The sequence below is a fragment of the Rhodococcus sp. PD04 genome (assembly GCF_035918275.1).
In the GTDB taxonomy this organism is placed as follows: Bacteria; Actinomycetota; Actinomycetes; order Mycobacteriales; family Mycobacteriaceae; genus Rhodococcus; species Rhodococcus rhodochrous.
In genome coordinates, this window is sequence record NZ_CP142143.1 from 4,895,012 (window position 1) to 4,912,690 (window position 17,679).

The window sequence follows — 17,679 nt, forward strand, 5'->3', positions numbered from 1 at the left end:
AAGCCATGTTCAACACACGCCCCCGTGTCGTCGTCATCGGCGGTGGATACGCCGGAACGGTCGCCGCCAACCGCATGAGCAGGAAGGCTGCGGTCACCGTCGTCAATCCCCGGCCGCACTTCGTCCAGCGAACCCGGTTGCACCAGTTCGCGGTCGGCAACCACCATGCGTCCGGCGACTACCGCAAACTTCTGGCGAAGGGAGTCGACCTTCTGGTCGATACCGTGACCCGCATCGAACCCGGCACCCGCACCATCCGTCTCGCATCCGGCGGGACGGTCGGCTACGACTACCTCGTCTACGCCGTCGGAAGTACCGCCACGAGACGGGCCACCGTTCCTGGCGTCGAGGAATTCGCGTTCCCGGTGGCCGAATTCGAGCATGCCGAACGCCTGCAGTACGCGCTGAGCAGCCTCGAACCCGAAGCCGTTGTCACGGTCGTCGGCGCCGGGCTCACCGGGCTCGAAACAGCCGGCGAGCTGGCCGAACAGGGACGTCGCACGCGCCTCGTGTGCAGCGGCGTCATCGGTCCGATGCTGTCCGAGAAGGCCCGTGCCGCAACCTACGAACGGCTCGCGGACCTGCAGGTCGAGATCATCGAGAACGCGCGCGTCACCCGCGTCGGACCGGACGGCTTCACGCTCGACGACGACACCGTCCTCGAGAGTGCGATCACCGTCTGGACCGCCGGATTCGGCGTTCCCGAACTGGCCCGCTCCAGCGGCTTCAGGACGGATGAACTCGGCCGGATCCTCACCGACGAAACGATGACCAGCATCGACGACGACCGCGTGATCGCCGCCGGTGACTGCGCGGCACCGTCGGGAGAGCCGGTGCGGATGGCATGCCAGTCCGCCCTGCCCACCGGCCTGGCTGCGGCCGACACGGTTCTCAGCCGAATCGCCGGTGAGGAACCCGCGAACCTCGATTTCGGGTTCAACGGTGTCGGCGTGAGCCTGGGCCGACACGTCGGCGTCGTCCAGTTCCACGAGCGGGACGACACCCCGAAGGAACAGGCATACTCCGGCCGAATCGCCTCGACGATCAAGGATCTCGGGCTGAAGGCCGCGATGGCGGGTCTGCGGGTCGAGGCCCTACGGCCGGGAACGATGGGGTTCCTCAAGGGTGGCCGGCATCCGTCGAACACCGCCACCACCGAGGATCTCTCCCGCACGGAGCAGCCGATGGCCTAACACCCGCTGAATTCGCCCTCTTTCAGAACCGACAGCACTGGGTCGCCTTCACCGATCGATGCTCCCACCGAGGGAGTCTGGTCGACGACGACCCAGTTCCTGTCCCATACCTGCGCGCGTCCCTGACCGGTCGCGTCGACGCTCGTGGAGTAGAACACGCCCGCCGCCTGGATGGTGTCCTGTGCCGCTTGGAGATCCATGCACACGACGTTCGGCATCACCGCGGTGGACGCGACCGCCGCGACCTGCGTGGTGGAGATCCTCGTCGCGGGAGTGGTTTCCGGAGCGACTGTCCGCGCCGTGGTGGCAGCCGACGTCGTGTACGGCGTGGTGGTCGTCGGTGCGGCAGCGCGAGGAGTCGTACTCGCGTCGTCCTTCGTCGGCGAGTCGAGCCCGTCCGAGATGTCGCCGATGATTCCCATGAGGACGATCAGCCCGGCGACGGCGGCGGCGATGACCACCCCGCGGCGGATCCTCGGAGGCCTCGGCGGCTCGGGCGGCGGTGCCATCGCGGCGTGCACATCCCCCGCGAGGAACGCGCGGTGGCCGGCTTCCGCTCGTGCGGCGATCGCGTCCTGCTCAGCCTTGATGCGCTTGCGGCGGTCGCGCAGAGGCTTGCCGATCGCGAGATATCCCAGACCGGCCGCGAATGCGACGAACAGGATCGCGTCGGCCCCGTTGCCGTTGACCACTTCCACGATCGCCCGCCACAGCGTGATGGCGGCAAACATCCCCGCTACGACGCGCAGGTAGGGGACGACGAACTTCATGTTTCTCCTTCAACCCGACACCAGGCCCCGTGTGCCGCTGCTTTCTCGACTGCACACGCGCTGAATGCCCTCCTGAACTGGTGTCGGAGCGTCACCCCTCGTCGTTACCACGCCCAGTTGTCGATTTCGGTGGGTTGAGCCCCGGAATCCGGGGGCAGATCCACCCAAGTCGGCGAAGCGTCCCTGTGACGGTTGACACACCCTGTTCGTGAATGTAGCTTCATGAAAAATGAATAGCTATTCACTCGCAGGGAATGGCTGTTCGATCAGGCTCCTACCTGCAGCGATGAAGGGGAACCCATGACCGACTTCGAAGACATCACCTATGAGATCGACGGCGCAGCCGGCATCATCACGATCAACCGGCCCGAGCGCTACAACGCCTTCCGGGGCAAGACCGTCGAGGAACTGATCAAAGCCTTCCGATCCGCCTGGGCCGACAGCCGCGTCTCGGCCATCATCCTCACCGGCGCCGGCGAGAAGGCCTTCTGCACCGGCGGCGACGTCAAGCAGCGCGCCGAGACCGGCGATTACGGCCCCACCGAGAGCGGCATGTTCGAGATCGGCTACCTCCACAAGCTGATCCGCGACATCCCCAAGCCGGTCATCGCCGCCGTCAACGGCGTCGCCGTCGGCGGCGGACACGTCCTCCACGTGCTGTGCGATCTCTCCATCGCGTCGGAGAACGCCCGGTTCGGCCAGGCCGGACCGAAGGTCGGCTCGTTCGACGCCGGTTTCGGTTCCGCCTTCCTCGCCCGCGTCGTCGGCGAGAAGCGCGCCCGCGAGATGTGGTACCTGTGCCGCCAGTACGACGCCGCCACCGCCGAGCGCTGGGGACTCGTCAACTGGGTTGTCCCCCAGGAGAAGCTGCTCGACGAGGCCAAGGCCATCGCCGCCGAGATCGCCGAGAAGAGCCCCACCGCCCTCAAGTTCCTCAAGCAGTCCTTCAACGCCGACACCGACCACCAGGCCGGCCTGAGCAACCTCGCGATGTCGGCGCTCGACCTGTTCGGCAAGTCCGACGAGGGACTCGAAGGCGCCAAGGCGTTCGCGGAGAAGCGTCCCGCCGACTTCGCGAAGTACGTCAAGGCCTGACCCGAGTTCCCCAGACCCGTAAGGACCTCCCATGAGCAACATCGCACTGGTCACCGGCGCCGGTTCCGGAATCGGCAAGGCCATCGCTCTCGGCTTCGCCGCGCAGGGTGATCGCGTCGTCGCCGCCGATCTCGATCTCGCGGCCGCCGAGGCCACCGCCAAGGAGTACCCCCAGCTGATCACGGCACTGCCGGTCGACATCTCCGACCGCGCGCAGGTCGACGAACTCCGCGACCGCACCCATGCCGAGGTGGGCGTGCCCAACGTGATCGTCAACGCCGCCGGCTGGGACCGCACCGATCAGTTCCTCAACGCCACACCGGAGTTCGCCCAGAAGGTCGTCGCGATCAACTATCTCGGCCCGGTGAACATCTGCAGCGCCTTCCTGCCCGGCATCATCGACGCCGGAAACGGTGGTCGCGTGATCAACCTCGCCAGCGACGCCGGTCGGGTCGGTAGCTCCGGCGAATCCATCTACGCGGGAGCGAAGGGCGGCGTCATCGCCCTCACCAAGTCGCTCGCCCGCGAGATGGCCCGGCACAGCATCAACGTCAACTGCGTGTGCCCCGGCCCAACCGACACCCCGCTGTTCCAGGCCCAGGAGGAGAAGCTCAAAGCTGCTCTCATCAAGGCCATCCCGTTCCGGCGGCTCGCGCGACCCGAAGAGGTCGCAGCACCCGTCCTGTTCTTCGCATCCGAATCCGCATCGTTCATCACGGGCCAGGTGATCAGCGTCAGCGGCGGCCTCACCATGGCCGGCTGACCGACATCGTCAGGGGAGATCGAATCATGAGCGCGTCGTACAACGCCCGGGCCTACCGGGAGTACTTCGAGAACGACTTCACGTATCTCAACGGCTTCCGGCGCAACCTGGGACGGTACGGGAACCGCGTTGCCATCACCGATCCCGACACCGGAACCCGGTTGACCTACGCCGAACTCGGCGAGCGCGTCGACCGAGTCGCCACAGGTCTGGCCGATGCAGGTGTGCAGGCCGGGGATGTCGTCGCCTACCAGCTGTTCAACAGTGTCGAATTCGCTGAGCTGTATCTCGCCACCCAGGCGGTGGGCGCGGTGGGTTCGCCGATCAACTTCCGGCTCGCCTCCGGCGAAACATCGTTCATCCTCGACAAGTCCGCACCCATGGTCTACGTCTACGACACCGAGCTCACCCCGATGGTGACGGAGGCGCTGGAACGTTCGGCGCACACCCCGAAGGTGATCGTCGCGGTGGGTGACGGCGACCCTGTCTCCGTTCCCGGTGCCACCGTCGTGCGGTACCGGCACCTGGCGGCCGATCGGGTCGCGCTCCCGCCGCTGCACCGGACGGTGTGGGACGAGACCACCCGCCTCTACACCTCGGGCACCACCGGCATGCCGAAGGGTGTGCCGCTCAACAGCATGATCGAGATCTTCAGCGCGCACGACGTCATCATGCATTTCCCGTTGAGTCCCGAGGACAAGACGCTCAACATGACGCCGTGGTTCCACCGCGGTGGCCTGTACTCCGGAGGACCCAACCCGGTCTTCTACATCGGCGGAGAAGTGGTGCCGCTGCGCACCTTCGACGCCGACCGCGTCCTCGACCTCGTCGCCGAGCACGGCCTCACCTTCCTCATCGGAGCACCCACCAACCTCGCGATGCTCGCCGCCGCACAGGAGGCCCGTCCGCGCGACCTGTCGTCGCTGCGCGGAATCGTCACAATGGGTGCGCCGCTCGAACGCGAAGCGGCACTGCGATACCAGCAGGTCCTCAACCCGCGGATCTTCAACGGCTACGGCAGCACCGAAGGGTTCTGGAACACCTTTCTGCGCCCCACCGATCTGCCCGAACATGCCGGCACCGCGGGTCGGGCCTGCACCGACGACGACGTGCGCGTGGTCCACATCTACGAGGACCGACTCGCCCACCACGACGACGTCGTCGCCAAGGACGACGAAGAGGTCGGAGAAGTGATCGTCCGCTCCCCCAAGGGTTCGAACGCCTACTTCGACTCCCCCGACCAGGAGAAGGCCAAGTTCAACAACGGGTGGCTGCACATCGGCGACCTCGCCACGTGGGACGCCGGAGAGTTCGTCACCATCGTCGGACGCAAGGACGACATGCTCGTCTGCGGTGGTGAGAACGTCCATCCGGTGCAGGTCGAGGAAGCGCTCAACTCGCATCCGGGTGTGTCCGACTGCCTCGTCGTCGGCGTACCCGACGACCGGTGGGGACGCATCGTCGTCGCGTACATCGTCGCCGGCAGCCCGGACGTCACGGCGGACGTCCTCGACGCGCATTGTCGCGATCACCCGCTGCTGTCGACCTTCAAGCGACCGCGGGCATATCGCTTCGTCGAGTCACTGCCGGTCTCGGCCACCGGAAAGAAACTGCACTACAAGGCAACCCGAACAGCAGCCGACGAATTCGCCGCAGGGTTGTTCACCGCACCCACCGACTCGAGGATCACACGATGAACGCACGCCTCGACTACGAGACCGAGCACCAGCAGTTCCGGGAGGTCGCTCGCGACTTCGTCCGCGACAAGATCACACCCGTGCACGAGGACTGGGAGCACGCCAGCTGCCTCGACCGGTCGTTGTTCACCGAAGCCGGTAAGCTCGGACTGCTCGCCTTCTCCGTCGACGAGAAGTACGGCGGTCCCGGCGTCGACGACTTCCGCTACAACGCCATCCTCATCGAGGAGGTCAACCGAGCGGGCAACGCCGCGGCCGGTATCGCGTTCTCCCTGCAGAACGACGTGGTGCTGCCCTACCTGACCGAGTTGACCACCGACGAACAGAAGGCACGGTGGCTGCCCGGCGTCGTCAGTGGCGAGACCGTGCTGGGCATCGCCATGACCGAACCCGGCACCGGCAGCGACCTCACCGGTATCCGCACCTCCGCGGTGCGCGACGGCGATCACTACGTCGTCAACGGAGCCAAGACGTTCATCTCCAACGGTCAGAACGGCGACCTGTTCGTCGTCGCGACCCGCACCTCCGACGACCCGCACAAGGGATTGACGCTGCTGGTCGTCGAGGCCGACACCCCCGGCTTCTCCCGCGGACGCAATCTCGAGAAGATCGGTCTGCACGCCCAGGACACCAGCGAGCTGACGTTCACCGACATGCGGGTGCCGGTCGCGAACCGTCTCGGCGACGAAGGCCGCGGCTTCTACCAACTGGTGCACAACCTCCCGCAGGAACGGTTGTCGCTGTCCATCGGAGCGGTCGCCGCCGCCGAGGGCGTCCTCGCGCAGACCCTCGACTACGTCCGCGAGCGGAAGGCGTTCGGGAAGCCGGTGTCGAGCTTCCAGAACACCCAGTTCGTGCTCGCCGAGCTGGCCACCGAGCTCGACATCGCCCGCACCTACCTCGACGACTGCATCGCCGAGCACGTCGCCGGGCAGCTCACCGCCGCCCGCGCCGCCCGTCTGAAGTGGTGGGCCACCGAACTGCAGGTGCGTGTCGCCGACCGGTGCCTGCAACTGCACGGCGGCTACGGCTACATGCGCGAATACGGCGTCGCACGCGCTTTCGTCGACGCCCGCATCCAGACGATCTACGGCGGAACCACCGAGATCATGAAGACGATCGTCGCGAAGGATCTCGGGATCTGACGACCGTCCCAGCTGCACGATTCACACCGCTGAGCACTCGGTACTGTGAATCGGACCGAAAAGCGACGAGGAGCCCCTATGACCACCGACCACGATGCACTTCCCGTGGAAGAGGCCGTGCGGGCAGTTCGTACCAGTTCCCGCCGCAAGCAGGTCCTCGACGCCGCCGTGCAGGTCATGCAGCGCACCGGTTTCCACCAGATGTCGATGCAGGCGCTGGCCGACGAGGCCGGTGTCAGCGTCGGACTGATCTACAAGTACTTCGGCGGCAAGGAGGAAATCCTCCTCGCCACCATCGTCTCGATCCTCGACACCTTCCGCGACCAGATCGAACCTGCGATGGAGGCCGCCGGCGACGACCCGGTCGAACGGCTCGCCGCCGGAATCCGCCGCTACATCGAGATCGTCGACGAGAACCTCGACGCCACCGTCCTCACCTACCGGGAGAGCCGCACGCTCGACGCTGCCGGTCGTGCCCGGATCAAGGAACTGGAGGTCGAGACGTCGGCGCCGCTGCGCTCCGCCCTGGACGACGGGATCGCCGCCGGGATCATGGAGCCCATCGACGTCGACCTGATGGTGTTCGACATCCTGCTGCTCGCCCACGGGTGGGCGCTCAAGCACTGGCACTTCGGATCCATCTACACCCTCGACGACTACATCCGACTCCAGACCCGGCTGGTGCTCAACACGACGCTGAAGGCGGAGCGGCGCGGGGACTACGCGCACTTCCTCCGGTAACCGCCCTCGACCGAAACAGCGGAGCGCGAAGCGGTCACAGGTGCGCGTTATTGGGCGCTCTGCTGACCGTTTCGCGCTCCGCTGTCGGGGTCGAAGCCGACCGTGTGACGTCAGGCGGTGACCCGCGCCGCCGCGCCGGCGTCGACGGACATCACGGTTCCGGTGATGTGTGCACTCGCCTCGGCCGCGAGGAACAGCACGGCGTGGGTCACCTCTTCCGGCTCCAGGAACGGCACGGGTTGTCCGTGGAGGCTCGCGAAGATCGGTTCGATGTCGGCGCGCGTCGGGTTCTCGAGATCGGGACGCATCATCCGGTACAGCGCGTCGTTGTGCACCATGGGGGTCGAGATGTTGCCGGGAGCAACGGCGTTGACGGTGATGCCGTGTGGGGCCAGGTCGAGCGCCGCGCTCTTGGTCATCCCGATGACACCCCACTTCGACGCGCAGTAGGCGGCCTGAGCGGGGCTGCTGCACGGCCGAGCATCGACGCGATCGTCACGATCCGTCCGTAGCCTCGCTCGATCATCCCGGGCGCGACGGCGGCCACGGTGTGGAACACACCCGTCAGATTCGTGCCGATGACCTCGGACCACTGGCTGTCGGGAAGGTCCTGGACGGGAGCAGCCGCCGAGACCCCGGCGTTCGCGATGGCGATATCGATCCGTCCGAGTTCCTCCTCGGCCCGGCGGACCAGAGCCTCGATGGCCGACCGATCCGCGGTGTCGGCCTGGACCGAGATGCACCGCCGGCCGGTCGCTTCGACGAGGCGCACGGTCTCCTCGAGATCGGCCTTGGTGCTCAACGGGTATGCGACCGCCTCACTGTCCTCGCAGCGGTCGCAGATGACGAGGTCGGCCCCGCGTTCGGCGAGCGCGACGGCATGCGAGCGGCCCTGCCCTCTGGCGGCGCCGGTCACCAGGGCAACCCGGTTCGTGAAGTCGGTCATCTCGTCTCCTCGGTCAGCTGGATGTGGACTGCTCATCTGCACGTGCCCGCACGAACCGGGCGCACGACTCGATCGACGCGACGGAGACGCTGTGGTCGGGCTGGATCAGCGGCCACGTGTGCCCTTGCTGCGCAACCACTTCCAGAGTGCAGGTGACGTTCGCGTTCGCGAGCGATTCGGCCAGGCCGAGGGCGTCACCGACCAGCGCCTCGTTGCCGCCGACCTGGATCAGCGTGGGCGGGAAGCCCGCATGGTCGGCCAGCAACGGCGACGCCAGCGGGTCGCTTGCAGGGGCACCCTGCAGGTAGTCCTCGCGTGCCGACTCCGCCGTCGCCAGCGGGAAGAAGACATCGGGCGCGGTCTCGTAGAACGGCGACGAGCAGTGCAGGTCGAGCCAGGGCGACAGCAGCATCAATCCGTCCGGTTGCCGGATGTCGCCGGCGGCGGCTGCGACGACCACCGCCGCGGCCATCCCGGCGCCGGCCGAGTCACCGGCAAGGACGATCGGCGCGTCGGTGCTCGACGCGAGCTCCTCGTAGACCGCCACCGCGTCGCGCAGCCCGGCCGGGAACGGATTCTCCGGAGCCAGCCGGTAGCGGGGCAGGACGACCGTGGCGTCGGCGCCCGCCGCGATCTTCGCGGCGTAGGCGTTGTACGCCTCGGGGCTGCCCATCCGGTAGCCGCCGCCGTGCAGGTACAGGACGGTGGCGGTGTCTCCGGCGCGGATGGTGCGGCAGGGCACACCCGCGAGGTCCGTCGCGTCGGCGGTGACCCCGAGGGCGGGGTCGATGTCGGTCGCGGCGAACAGCGCGCGTTTCTGCTGCAGCTCCGGGCCGGCGGGGGTGCCGGCCCGTTCGGTGGGCAGCGCGGTGTGCAGTGTCGTCGTCATGTGGTCTCCCTGATGGCGGTCTACGAGGGGATGCTCACGAGTGGGCGGGCTCGACGAGCTTGTCCGGATGGCGGGCGGCGATGGTGCGACGGATGCCCTCACGCCAATCCACCGTGCACGGCCCGGTGATGGAGGCACGCAACGTGGTGTCCGCGATGGATCCACGCAGCGTTCCCTCGATGGGAGCCACGTCGACGACGGGCTCGACCCCCATCAGCTCGCCGGCGTAGGCCGCCCACTCCTGCACGCTCACCGGTTCGTCGCCTCCCCAGTTGACGATGAGCGCAGGTGTGGAGGCCGCCTCGAGCAGCGCACCGACCTGGTTGTTGATGTCGTCCTCGTAGATCGGGTTGTACATGCACGGATCCCAGCGGGTGGTGATGGGCTGGCCGTCGGCGATGGCGTCGACGTGCATGGCCGGCAGTCCCCCGTTGGGGCCGTACGAGGCGTTCATCCGAGCGATCGTCACCGGGACACCGAAAGCGCGTGCGGCGAACCGCGCGGTGGCCTCCTGGCTGATCTTCGACATCGAGTACGTCGGGGTGTGGGTACTGTTGCACTCCCCCAGCGGCGACTGCTCGGTGAACACGTACATCGGGTCGTCCTGCGGGCGGTAGACCGAATGGGTCGACATCACGAGGGCGCCCTTGGCGGATCGGCAGTGCTGCAGGAGAAGTCCGGTGCCTTCCGCGTTGGCGCGGATCGCGGCGTCGTAATCCCATCCCGGAGCCAGGCTCGCCGCCAGATGCACGACGTACGTGAAATCGTCCGGTACACCGTCGAAGTCGCCGTTGCCGAGATCACAGGTGACCGGGACGATTCCCGCGTCGGTCACCCGCCGCCGGTCGTCGGGGCGGCTGTACCGCGCCAGCCCCCACACTTCGTTCTCGGCCGCGAGTGTCCTCGCGATCGGGAACGCGATCTGACCGGTCACGCCGGTCACCAGGATCTTCTCACCGCTCAACACGGGTCTCACCACAATTCGTCGGTGTACTTGTCCGTACCGACCACGGTCGGGATGAACGGCGAGGCGAAGGTGACGTGACCGGCACCCGAGTTCTCGATGTTCTCGGCGTAGTCGACGATGTGCTGCCAGCTCTCGGTGGGATTGCCCTCGAGGAAGCACATCTGCAGGATGCGCTCGGTGGATCCACCGTCGTTGCCCATCTTCATCGGCACGTTGTGGTCGGCGGGCCAGGGCTTCATGTGCCAGTTGCTCACGAGATCGACGGCACCGGTGGCGAGGAGCTTCTCGACCGGACCGCTGTTGATGGTGTCGAGCGCGGAGGCGCGGTCGACGCCCTCGGCCGGCTCGATCATGACGGTGACGAGTCCGCCGTAGTGATGATCGTGTGCGAGCTCGAGCGGGACACCGTCTTCGTGTGCCGAGATGGTGGAGTCCGGCAGGTACTGGCCGGTGTGGACGTGCTCACGCTCGGCGAAACCGCGTCCGGCAGCGTAGAGTTCGCCGACCTGCTTCTGGGCCCAGGCGTCGGCGACCTCCGCATCGGGCTCGTGAACCCAGTAGATCGCCAGATACGAACCGTCCTCGGTCCTGGTCGCAACCGGTCCGGTCTCGGGGAAGCGCAGGTCCTTCAGCGCCTTCGTGGCGACCCAGCGGCTACCGGCGAACCAACCCGGACCGACCATGCAGCCCGAGTAACGGTGGTCGCGTTCGTACCACCGGTTGTACTCGACCTCGTGGCCGCGCGCCGGATCCACCATGGTGAACAGTGCGTAGCCGAGTCGCACCGGAGTCAACGTCATTACTCTCTCCTACTTTCGTGAACCGGACGCGCGGGCAGCCGGAAGGTCGGCTGCCCGCGGTCCTCGAGAATTCCTGGCGGTACGCCGCAGACTCAGCGAGTCGTGGCGATGCCGTCGAAAGTGTCGTCCTCACGCCACTTCTCGAGCATCTCGAAGTACTCGTAGCCGGGTCCGTACAGACCGCCGGTGAGGATGCTGCGCTTGTCGTCGACGCGGCCCTCGTTGTTGTAGTGGCCCGGGGTGCACGTCAGGTTCCAGTCCCGTCGCATCTCCGCATGCTCGGCCATCGTCGCGTTCCAACCGGCCTCGGCCTCGGCGGTCGGCTCGATGGCCCGGATGTCCTCCTTCAGGCACTTGCCGACCATGTAGACCATGTGCCGGGCCTGATTGTCGATGAGGTTCGAGATGTTCGAAACCTGCGTCGACTGAACGAATCCCAGGAAGAACAGGTTCGGGAAGTCCTTGCTGAGGAAGCCGTGGTAGGTGCTGGCGCCCTCGGCGAACTTCTTCGACAGGCGGTTTCCGTTGCGGCCCAGCACGTCGTAGCCGGCCTTGTCGGTCCAGGTGCGTCCCTGCTGGAAGCCGGTGGCGTAGATGATGAGGTCGACCTCGTACTCGCGGTCGCCGACGACGATCCCCTTCTCGGTGATCCGGTCGATCGGCGTGGAGGAGGTGTCGACGATGTCGACGGACTCCTTGTTGAAGACCGGAAGGAAATCGTCGCTGAAGCCGGGCCGCTTGCACATGGTGCGGTAGTAGGTCTTCAGCTTCTCGGCCTTGGCCGGATCCTTGACGATGGCGTCGACCCGGTCGCGGAGCATCTCGTTCCACTCGTAGTCCGAGCGCTCCATGGCGTCCATGTACTGCTCGAGGGTCGGCTCCATACCGCCGGCCTCGTAGATGGCGCGCAGCTGGTACTTGGCGAACTTGATCCAGCCGTCGTCGACGTCGCAGTCGGCGGTGGCGCGGTCCATCGCGCACTTGTCGAAGGAGACACGACGCTCCTTCTGCCACCCCGCGGGCAGGGACTCGAACCAGTCGACGTCGGTGGGTGCGTTCTCACGGGGCGCGATCTGGCTGGGGGTGCGCTGGAAGACGACCAGCGACTTCGCGTGCTCGGCGAGGTGCGGGATTGCCTGGATACCGGTGGCGCCGGTGCCGATGATGGCCACCCGCTTGTCGCGGAGTCCGGTCAGGTTTCCGGTGGTGTCACCGCCGGTGTAGTCGTAGTCCCACCGGCTGGTGTGGAAGCTGTGGCCGGCGAACTTCTCGATTCCGGGGATGCCGGGCAGCTGGGGACGGCTGAACAGACCGCTCTGGGTGGAGACGAAGCGGGCACGGAAGACGTCGCCGCCGTCGGTGCGCACCGTCCACCGGGCGGTGTCCTCGTCCCATTCCATCTCGGTGACCCGGGTCTGGAAGAGGGCGTTCTCGTACAGGCCGAACTGCTTGCAGAGGGACTGCGTGTAGGCGAAGATCTCGCTGCCGCGGGTGTACCGCTCGGTGGGGACGTAGCCCGTCTCCTCGAGATACGGCAGGTAGATGTACGACTCGATGTCGCAGCGCACGCCCGGGTAGCGGTTCCAGTACCAGGTACCGCCGAAATCTGCTGCGACGTCGAGGATCTTGAAGTTCGTGACGCCGATCTTCTTCAGCTCGATGCCGGTGCTGATACCCATGAAGCCGGCGCCGATGACGAGCATGTCGAGATCGGCGGTCTGCGGGGGCGTGGTGCGCGGTCCCTCGGCGTGGGGGTCGGCGTCGAAGTCCGCGAACCTGCCTTCGAAGTCGATCGCCTGGAAGGTGTCGGCACCGGTGTTCGGCAGACGCTTGTCGCGCTCTTCGGCGTACTTCTTGCGGAACCATTCGAGGTCGTCGACCTTGCGCTGGGGTTCCCAGAGATGTGGATCGCGTGTGGTGTCGGGGGCGGTCATGAAAGTCCTTTGGTCGTCACTGCGTCGGAATGTGCGGCCCTGGCGACGGAGGGGTTCGTCGGCCGTGACGCATTCAGCGATGTATCGAGGGGATGCCGTGATCCGGCGCAGGTCCGGTCACCAGGGGGTGCCGGCAGGGATGTGCATGAGCTCGACGCGGTTGCCGTCGGGGTCGGCGACGAACACGAACTGCGGTGCGGTCGGATCGCTCAGGCCGGCGCGGGTTTCCGGCACCAGGGTGCCGCCGTATTCGCACAGCGCGTCGGCTGCGGCGTCGATGTCGTCGGCGAAGAACGACAGGTGGGTCATGCCCAGATGGTTACGACGGGTGGGCGGGGCGCCGATCACGCCGGGCTGCCGGTAGGACAGCAGTTCGATGCGCAGGCCGTCCTTCTCCAGGAAGGAGGAGGTGAGGCTGCACGGGGCATCCACTTCGGGGATCTGCTCGTCGATGTCGTATTCCATGATCTTGGTGAAACCCAGTCCGTCGCAGTAGAAGCGAAGACTCTTGGCGAGATCGGAGACACACAGTCCGACATGGGAGGTGCGGTAGGTGTGTACGGCAGCTTCGGTGTTCGCAGTCATCCGGGGGTCCTGTTCGTGTGAGGGGTTCGGTCAGCCGACGGCGACGGGGGTGACCGGGCTCGCCGTGCCGCCGGTGATCTTCAGCGCGCCGATGGTCAGCAGGAACTCGTAGCACCGGTCGGCGGCGAGTTCTGCGAGGTTCATGTTCTCGACCAGGTAGATGCCGTGCTCGACGAGCAGGATGATGTGTCCACCGAGGTAGACGTTCTGGTCGAACGGGATGGGCTCGATCGCGGCGTTGTCGGAGCCGACCAGCGCGACGTCCTTCTCGGCGAGGAACGCGGCAGCTTCGAGGCCGATGCCCGGCTGCGGCATCATCTCGCCCTGGTTGGCGAGGTAGTCCTCGAGCCATCCGGTGCGGATGAGCACCAGGTCGCCGGTCTGCAGTTCGACACCCTGGTCGTCCAGTGCTTTCTGCAGGTCGGCGACGGTGATGACGTAGCCGGGCTCGAGCAGGTCGACGCCCTTCGACGCGGCGACGTCGATGAGGACGCCGCGGCCGGCGATGCCACCGACCTTGTCGATGCTGCACTTGGCCGCACCCGAGTACGGGGTGACCTGGTCGGCGGGGTAGCCGTTGTAGATCTTGTTCTCGGAGTACACGTGGCACAGCGCGTCCATGTGCGTCGAGGTGTGCGACGGCATGACGAGCTGGTCCTCGTTGGCGCCGACGCCGGGGACACCGCCGTTGGCGAGGGCCATCGCCTCGTCCTGATGGTTGGTGAGGGTGAGACGCTGCGGGATGCCGCGGTATTCGAGGTTCGGCACGCCCGATCGCTGGATCGGAATGCTGAGGCTGTAGGTCTTGCCCGTCTTGGGCAGACGGAGGGCGGCGAGGACCCGCTCCGGCGTGAGGTGGTTGAGGGCGCCCAGCTCGTCCGCTTCGCCCCAACGGCCCCAGTTCGACTTACGCGTGCTCAACATCGACTCCTCAACATCAGGTCCTCGGTAACGAGGTGCGGGGGTGGTTGTCGGTCGTTTTCGGGACATGCCGGACGACGAGCGAATCGGATTCGTGAACGACGACATCTACCCGTACGACTTGTGACCGGACTCACTGTAGCCATCGGCTACGTTTGCGTCAACAACTCTGCCGAATTTTCGGTTGCATTCGATCCGGCCCTGGAAGTGACGATCAACCCGCGGTACGGGCCCGCGAAATCGCGACGGCAGGTGAGCATTTAGGAACCGGCCGGTTTCACCGAGTGAAAATGTTCCATTGACAATGTCGAATCGACGTGAGCACGGCGGACCGGTCGGGAACGCTCGACGTCGGCCACTGGCGTCAACCCCGCGGCACTATCGGCGTCAACCCGATAGCGGCCGGAGGATCTGCTCCCCGAATCCCGCGACGAATTCCGACGCGGCCTCGAGCGACCGGGCATCGGCATGCACACACAGGTGCGTGACACCGACCTCCGCCAGTTCGTCGGCGCGCTCGACGAACCGCATCACGGAGCGGGAGTCGGCGACATCGACCGGCGGGGCCTCCACCTGGATCGAGATCTGCGCCGGGTCCCGGCCGGCACGCAACAGTTCGTCCCGTAGGCGCCCCACGGCGCGACGCAGGTCGTCGACGCCCGTCATCGATGCCGTCCGAACGGAGGAGGTCATCTGTTCGGAGCCGACGACCGGGCACCATCCCTCCCCCGCCGTCACCACCCGCCGGATCGCCGCACGGCTGTTCCCACCGATCCACAACGGTGGATGCGGTTGCTGCACAGGACCGTACAGACGCACCTCTCCCGTCCCACCGAAACCGTCGCCGGTCACCGGCGTGGACGGCGACATCCAGATACGGCGCAGGGCGTCGATCGCTTCGTCGAACAGTGCGGCGCGATCGTCGAAGTTCACGCCCAGTGCTGCGAACTCCGACCGCAGGTATCCCGCCCCCACCCCGACGACCAGACGTCCGCCGGACAGCAGATCCAAGGTCGTCAACGCCTTGGCGGCGAGATACGGGTTGCGGAAGGGCAGCACGTAGAGGTTGGTCATCAGCTTCAGCGACGTGGTGGCCGCCGCCGCGTACGCCAGCGCGACGGCTGGTTCGAAGCTGTCGTGCCCGCCGGCGTCGAACCACTTCGCGGACGGTGCCGGATGATCGGCGAGACACAGTGCTTCGAAACCGTGATCCTCTGCGTCCCTGCCGATCCGGGCGAGCGCGGCGCCCTCGCGGAAGCAGGGCGCCGCACCCGCGACGTCGCCGGGATACTCCAGAGTGAACTTCACTTCGGCCGAGAGTGCGTTACTTCGCGTCGGTGAAGTCGTAGTGCGACTCGTCCGGCTTCTCGCACAGCTCGTAGTACTTCTCGCCGTTCCACGGTGCGTTCATCTGCAGCCGGCCGAACTCGTTGACGTAGTAGTTCTTCTCCATCGCCGAGTTCGGCATTAGGTAGATGAGCTTCTTGGCCTCTTCGTGCAGCTGCTCGTTGTACTCGTCGAAGGCGTCCTTGCGGATGACCATCGACGCCCGGCCCTTCTCGAGCATCCCCACGATGCATTCGGCGATGTAGCCGGTCCAGACCTCGAACCACACCGGCAGGCCCGCACCGCTGGCCACCGGCTGCGAGTTGGGGCCGTACAGCATGAACATGTTCGGGAAGCCGGGCACCGTCATGCCGAGGTGCGCCTGCGCACCCTGCGCGGTCCAGGCGTCCTCGAGGGTCACACCACCGAGGCCGAAGTACTGCGTCGGCCAGATGTACTTCTCGGTCTGGAAGCCGACCGCGGCGATGACCAGTTCCGTCTCGCGGGCCTCCCCGTCCGCGGTGACGATCGCGGTGTCGGTCATCCGCTCGATCGGAGTCGTGACGAGTTCGACGTTGTTCCTGGTCAGCGAGGCGTACCAGTTGTTGTCGACCACCGGGCGTCGCGTCATCGGCGGGTAGTCGGGGATCAGCTTGTCGATGAGATCCTGCCGGCCGTCGACCTGGGCCGAGATGTAGCCGACCAGGATCTCGCGCAGCATGTCGTTGCGCTTGCTGACCTGCCCGCCGTTCGCGATCCACTCCTCGTCCGGCATGAGCACGTTGCGCAGGTCGATGGTGGCCAGGCCGGCGACGTACTTGTTCCAGTTCCAGTAGAACGGCATCGCCTGGATCAGCCACTGCAGCTCGTCGGAGATCGGCACGCCGTAGTTGGTTCGCGGCGAGATCCACTGCGGTGTGCGCTGATACACCGTCACGGATTCGGCCTTCTCGGCGATCTTCGACAGCAGCTGCACGCCGGTCGAGCCGTTGCCGATCACGGCGACCTTCTTGCCGGCGTACTCGACGTCCTCGTTCCACCGGGCGGTGTGCACGACCTGACCGGTGAAGTCGGAGACGCCCTCCACCGAGAGCTCACGCGGTGTCGCGAACACACCGCTGGCGGCGACGACCACGTTCGCCTCGACCTCGGTGACGGACTCCTCGCCCTGCACGGTCAGCGTCCAGCGCTGCGTCGGCTCGTCGAAACGGGCCTGGGTGACGTCGGAGCCGAACCGGATGTGCTCGTACACACCGTACTTGCGCGCTACGTGGTCGAGGTACGCGCGCACGTCGGACTGTCGGGCGAAGTACTCGGTCCACGGGTACTTCTTCTCGAAGGCGTACTCGTAGGTGAAGCTCACCGTGTCGACGCGCACGTCGGGGTAGGTGTTGATGCTCCACACCCCGCCGACCTCGGCGCGACGCTCGTAGATCGTGAACGGGACGCCGAGATTCGCCAACTGCACACCCATGGCGATACCGGCGAAGCCGGCACCGACGATCGCGACGTGGTAACCGTCCGGAATCACCTTCTCCCCGTGCCATTGTGCCTGATAGGGCAGGTCGGAGAAGGCCGGGAGCTTGTGCCGCATGATCAGATCGTCGGGTGCGAGACTGCGGGCTTCCGCCATCTCGAGCAGCTCGACGATCTCGTCCCGCGACGGGACCGGCAGCGCCGACTCGTCCGGTTCGGTGAGCAGGTACTCGACGGCCTTCGCGCGGATGAGCGCGGTGTCCTCGTCGGAGAACACGATCGCGTCCGTCGTCGGGCCGAATGCGCGTTCGGGAGTGATCGCGGCGATCTCCGCGTCGCGGGTCGCCTGGTACAGCGCCATCCGCAACGCATTGGTGTCGGCGCACTCGACGGCGCGCTCTATGAAGCTACGTCCTGGCATGGGAACTTCC

15 protein-coding genes and 1 pseudogene are annotated in these 17,679 nt (G+C 66.5%); 6 read left to right on the plus strand and 10 right to left on the minus strand.

Annotation, left to right across the window (positions count from 1 at the left end):
• Positions 1-5: 5 nt before the first annotated feature.
• Complete coding sequence (locus tag U9J23_RS22420) at positions 6-1,193, plus strand: NAD(P)/FAD-dependent oxidoreductase (RefSeq protein ID WP_272265867.1); 1,188 nt, start codon at positions 6-8, stop codon at positions 1,191-1,193.
• Here U9J23_RS22420 and U9J23_RS22425 read toward each other — a convergent pair.
• Positions 1,190-1,963, minus strand: a complete 774-nt coding sequence (locus U9J23_RS22425; RefSeq protein ID WP_272265869.1) for a PASTA domain-containing protein — start codon at positions 1,961-1,963, stop codon at positions 1,190-1,192. The genes U9J23_RS22420 and U9J23_RS22425 overlap by 4 nt on opposite strands.
• 300 nt (positions 1,964-2,263) lie before the next feature.
• Between U9J23_RS22425 and U9J23_RS22430 the strand changes: the two genes are divergently transcribed.
• From U9J23_RS22430 to U9J23_RS22450, 5 genes are all read left to right on the plus strand, one after another.
• Positions 2,264-3,058: an enoyl-CoA hydratase-related protein gene (locus tag U9J23_RS22430; protein WP_272265871.1), complete on the plus strand. Its 795-nt coding sequence runs from the start codon at positions 2,264-2,266 to the stop codon at positions 3,056-3,058.
• A 31-nt stretch (positions 3,059-3,089) separates the two neighbouring features.
• On the plus strand, positions 3,090-3,821 hold the full coding sequence (locus tag U9J23_RS22435; protein ID WP_059382755.1) for an SDR family NAD(P)-dependent oxidoreductase: 732 nt from the start codon (positions 3,090-3,092) through the stop codon (positions 3,819-3,821).
• 26 nt (positions 3,822-3,847) lie between these two features.
• Entirely contained in the window at positions 3,848-5,518 is a 1,671-nt protein-coding gene (locus tag U9J23_RS22440; RefSeq protein WP_272265873.1) for a class I adenylate-forming enzyme family protein, read from the plus strand.
• Positions 5,515-6,663: an acyl-CoA dehydrogenase family protein gene (locus U9J23_RS22445; protein WP_016694122.1), complete on the plus strand. Its 1,149-nt coding sequence runs from the start codon at positions 5,515-5,517 to the stop codon at positions 6,661-6,663. Before U9J23_RS22440 ends, U9J23_RS22445 begins: the two co-directional genes overlap by 4 nt.
• Before the next feature lie 78 nt (positions 6,664-6,741).
• On the plus strand, positions 6,742-7,404 hold the full coding sequence (locus U9J23_RS22450) for a TetR/AcrR family transcriptional regulator (RefSeq protein ID WP_120280668.1): 663 nt from the start codon (positions 6,742-6,744) through the stop codon (positions 7,402-7,404).
• A gap of 110 nt (positions 7,405-7,514) precedes the next feature.
• On the opposite strand, the pseudogene U9J23_RS22455 reads toward U9J23_RS22450, so the two are convergent.
• The 9 genes and pseudogenes from U9J23_RS22455 to U9J23_RS22495 all read right to left on the minus strand — a co-directional run bounded on the left by U9J23_RS22455 (position 7,515) and on the right by U9J23_RS22495 (position 17,669).
• Positions 7,515-8,350 (minus strand): annotated as a pseudogene (locus tag U9J23_RS22455) (mycofactocin-coupled SDR family oxidoreductase).
• 13 nt (positions 8,351-8,363) lie between these two features.
• Entirely contained in the window at positions 8,364-9,239 is an 876-nt protein-coding gene (locus tag U9J23_RS22460; RefSeq protein ID WP_272265877.1) for an alpha/beta hydrolase fold domain-containing protein, read from the minus strand.
• 34 nt (positions 9,240-9,273) lie between these two features.
• Positions 9,274-10,206 carry an NAD-dependent epimerase/dehydratase family protein gene (locus U9J23_RS22465; RefSeq protein WP_272265878.1) on the minus strand — a complete coding sequence of 311 codons (933 nt, stop codon included), beginning with the start codon at positions 10,204-10,206 and terminating at the stop codon, positions 9,274-9,276.
• A 5-nt stretch (positions 10,207-10,211) separates the two neighbouring features.
• Positions 10,212-11,006 carry a hypothetical protein gene (locus U9J23_RS22470; protein WP_272265880.1) on the minus strand — a complete coding sequence of 265 codons (795 nt, stop codon included), beginning with the start codon at positions 11,004-11,006 and terminating at the stop codon, positions 10,212-10,214.
• Positions 11,007-11,098: 92 nt separating this feature from the next.
• Positions 11,099-12,940 (minus strand): flavin-containing monooxygenase, encoded by a 1,842-nt coding sequence (locus U9J23_RS22475; protein ID WP_120280672.1) that lies wholly within the window; start codon positions 12,938-12,940, stop codon positions 11,099-11,101.
• Between the two features lie 117 nt (positions 12,941-13,057).
• Positions 13,058-13,525: a VOC family protein gene (locus U9J23_RS22480; protein WP_145709747.1), complete on the minus strand. Its 468-nt coding sequence runs from the start codon at positions 13,523-13,525 to the stop codon at positions 13,058-13,060.
• 30 nt (positions 13,526-13,555) lie between these two features.
• Positions 13,556-14,449 (minus strand): cyclase family protein, encoded by an 894-nt coding sequence (locus U9J23_RS22485; protein ID WP_120280674.1) that lies wholly within the window; start codon positions 14,447-14,449, stop codon positions 13,556-13,558.
• 384 nt (positions 14,450-14,833) lie between these two features.
• Positions 14,834-15,754: a TIGR03619 family F420-dependent LLM class oxidoreductase gene (locus U9J23_RS22490; RefSeq protein WP_085470390.1), complete on the minus strand. Its 921-nt coding sequence runs from the start codon at positions 15,752-15,754 to the stop codon at positions 14,834-14,836.
• 16 nt (positions 15,755-15,770) lie between these two features.
• The gene (locus U9J23_RS22495; protein ID WP_272265887.1) at positions 15,771-17,669 is read right to left on the minus strand and encodes a flavin-containing monooxygenase; all 1,899 of its coding nucleotides are present in this window, start codon (positions 17,667-17,669) and stop codon (positions 15,771-15,773) included.
• Positions 17,670-17,679: the final 10 nt, after the last annotated feature.

Coding starts and splice junctions, on each gene's coding strand:
- U9J23_RS22470 (WP_272265880.1), bottom strand. CDS start 11,006: ATGACGTTGACTCCGGTGCGACTCGGCTACGCACTGTTCACCATGGTG.
- U9J23_RS22485 (WP_120280674.1), bottom strand. CDS start 14,449: ATGTTGAGCACGCGTAAGTCGAACTGGGGCCGTTGGGGCGAAGCGGAC.
- U9J23_RS22480 (WP_145709747.1), bottom strand. CDS start 13,525: ATGACTGCGAACACCGAAGCTGCCGTACACACCTACCGCACCTCCCAT.
- U9J23_RS22450 (WP_120280668.1), top strand. CDS start 6,742: ATGACCACCGACCACGATGCACTTCCCGTGGAAGAGGCCGTGCGGGCA.
- U9J23_RS22460 (WP_272265877.1), bottom strand. CDS start 9,239: ATGACGACGACACTGCACACCGCGCTGCCCACCGAACGGGCCGGCACC.
- U9J23_RS22475 (WP_120280672.1), bottom strand. CDS start 12,940: ATGACCGCCCCCGACACCACACGCGATCCACATCTCTGGGAACCCCAG.
- U9J23_RS22435 (WP_059382755.1), top strand. CDS start 3,090: ATGAGCAACATCGCACTGGTCACCGGCGCCGGTTCCGGAATCGGCAAG.
- U9J23_RS22430 (WP_272265871.1), top strand. CDS start 2,264: ATGACCGACTTCGAAGACATCACCTATGAGATCGACGGCGCAGCCGGC.
- U9J23_RS22425 (WP_272265869.1), bottom strand. CDS start 1,963: ATGAAGTTCGTCGTCCCCTACCTGCGCGTCGTAGCGGGGATGTTTGCC.
- U9J23_RS22495 (WP_272265887.1), bottom strand. CDS start 17,669: ATGCCAGGACGTAGCTTCATAGAGCGCGCCGTCGAGTGCGCCGACACC.
- U9J23_RS22445 (WP_016694122.1), top strand. CDS start 5,515: ATGAACGCACGCCTCGACTACGAGACCGAGCACCAGCAGTTCCGGGAG.
- U9J23_RS22440 (WP_272265873.1), top strand. CDS start 3,848: ATGAGCGCGTCGTACAACGCCCGGGCCTACCGGGAGTACTTCGAGAAC.
- U9J23_RS22420 (WP_272265867.1), top strand. CDS start 6: ATGTTCAACACACGCCCCCGTGTCGTCGTCATCGGCGGTGGATACGCC.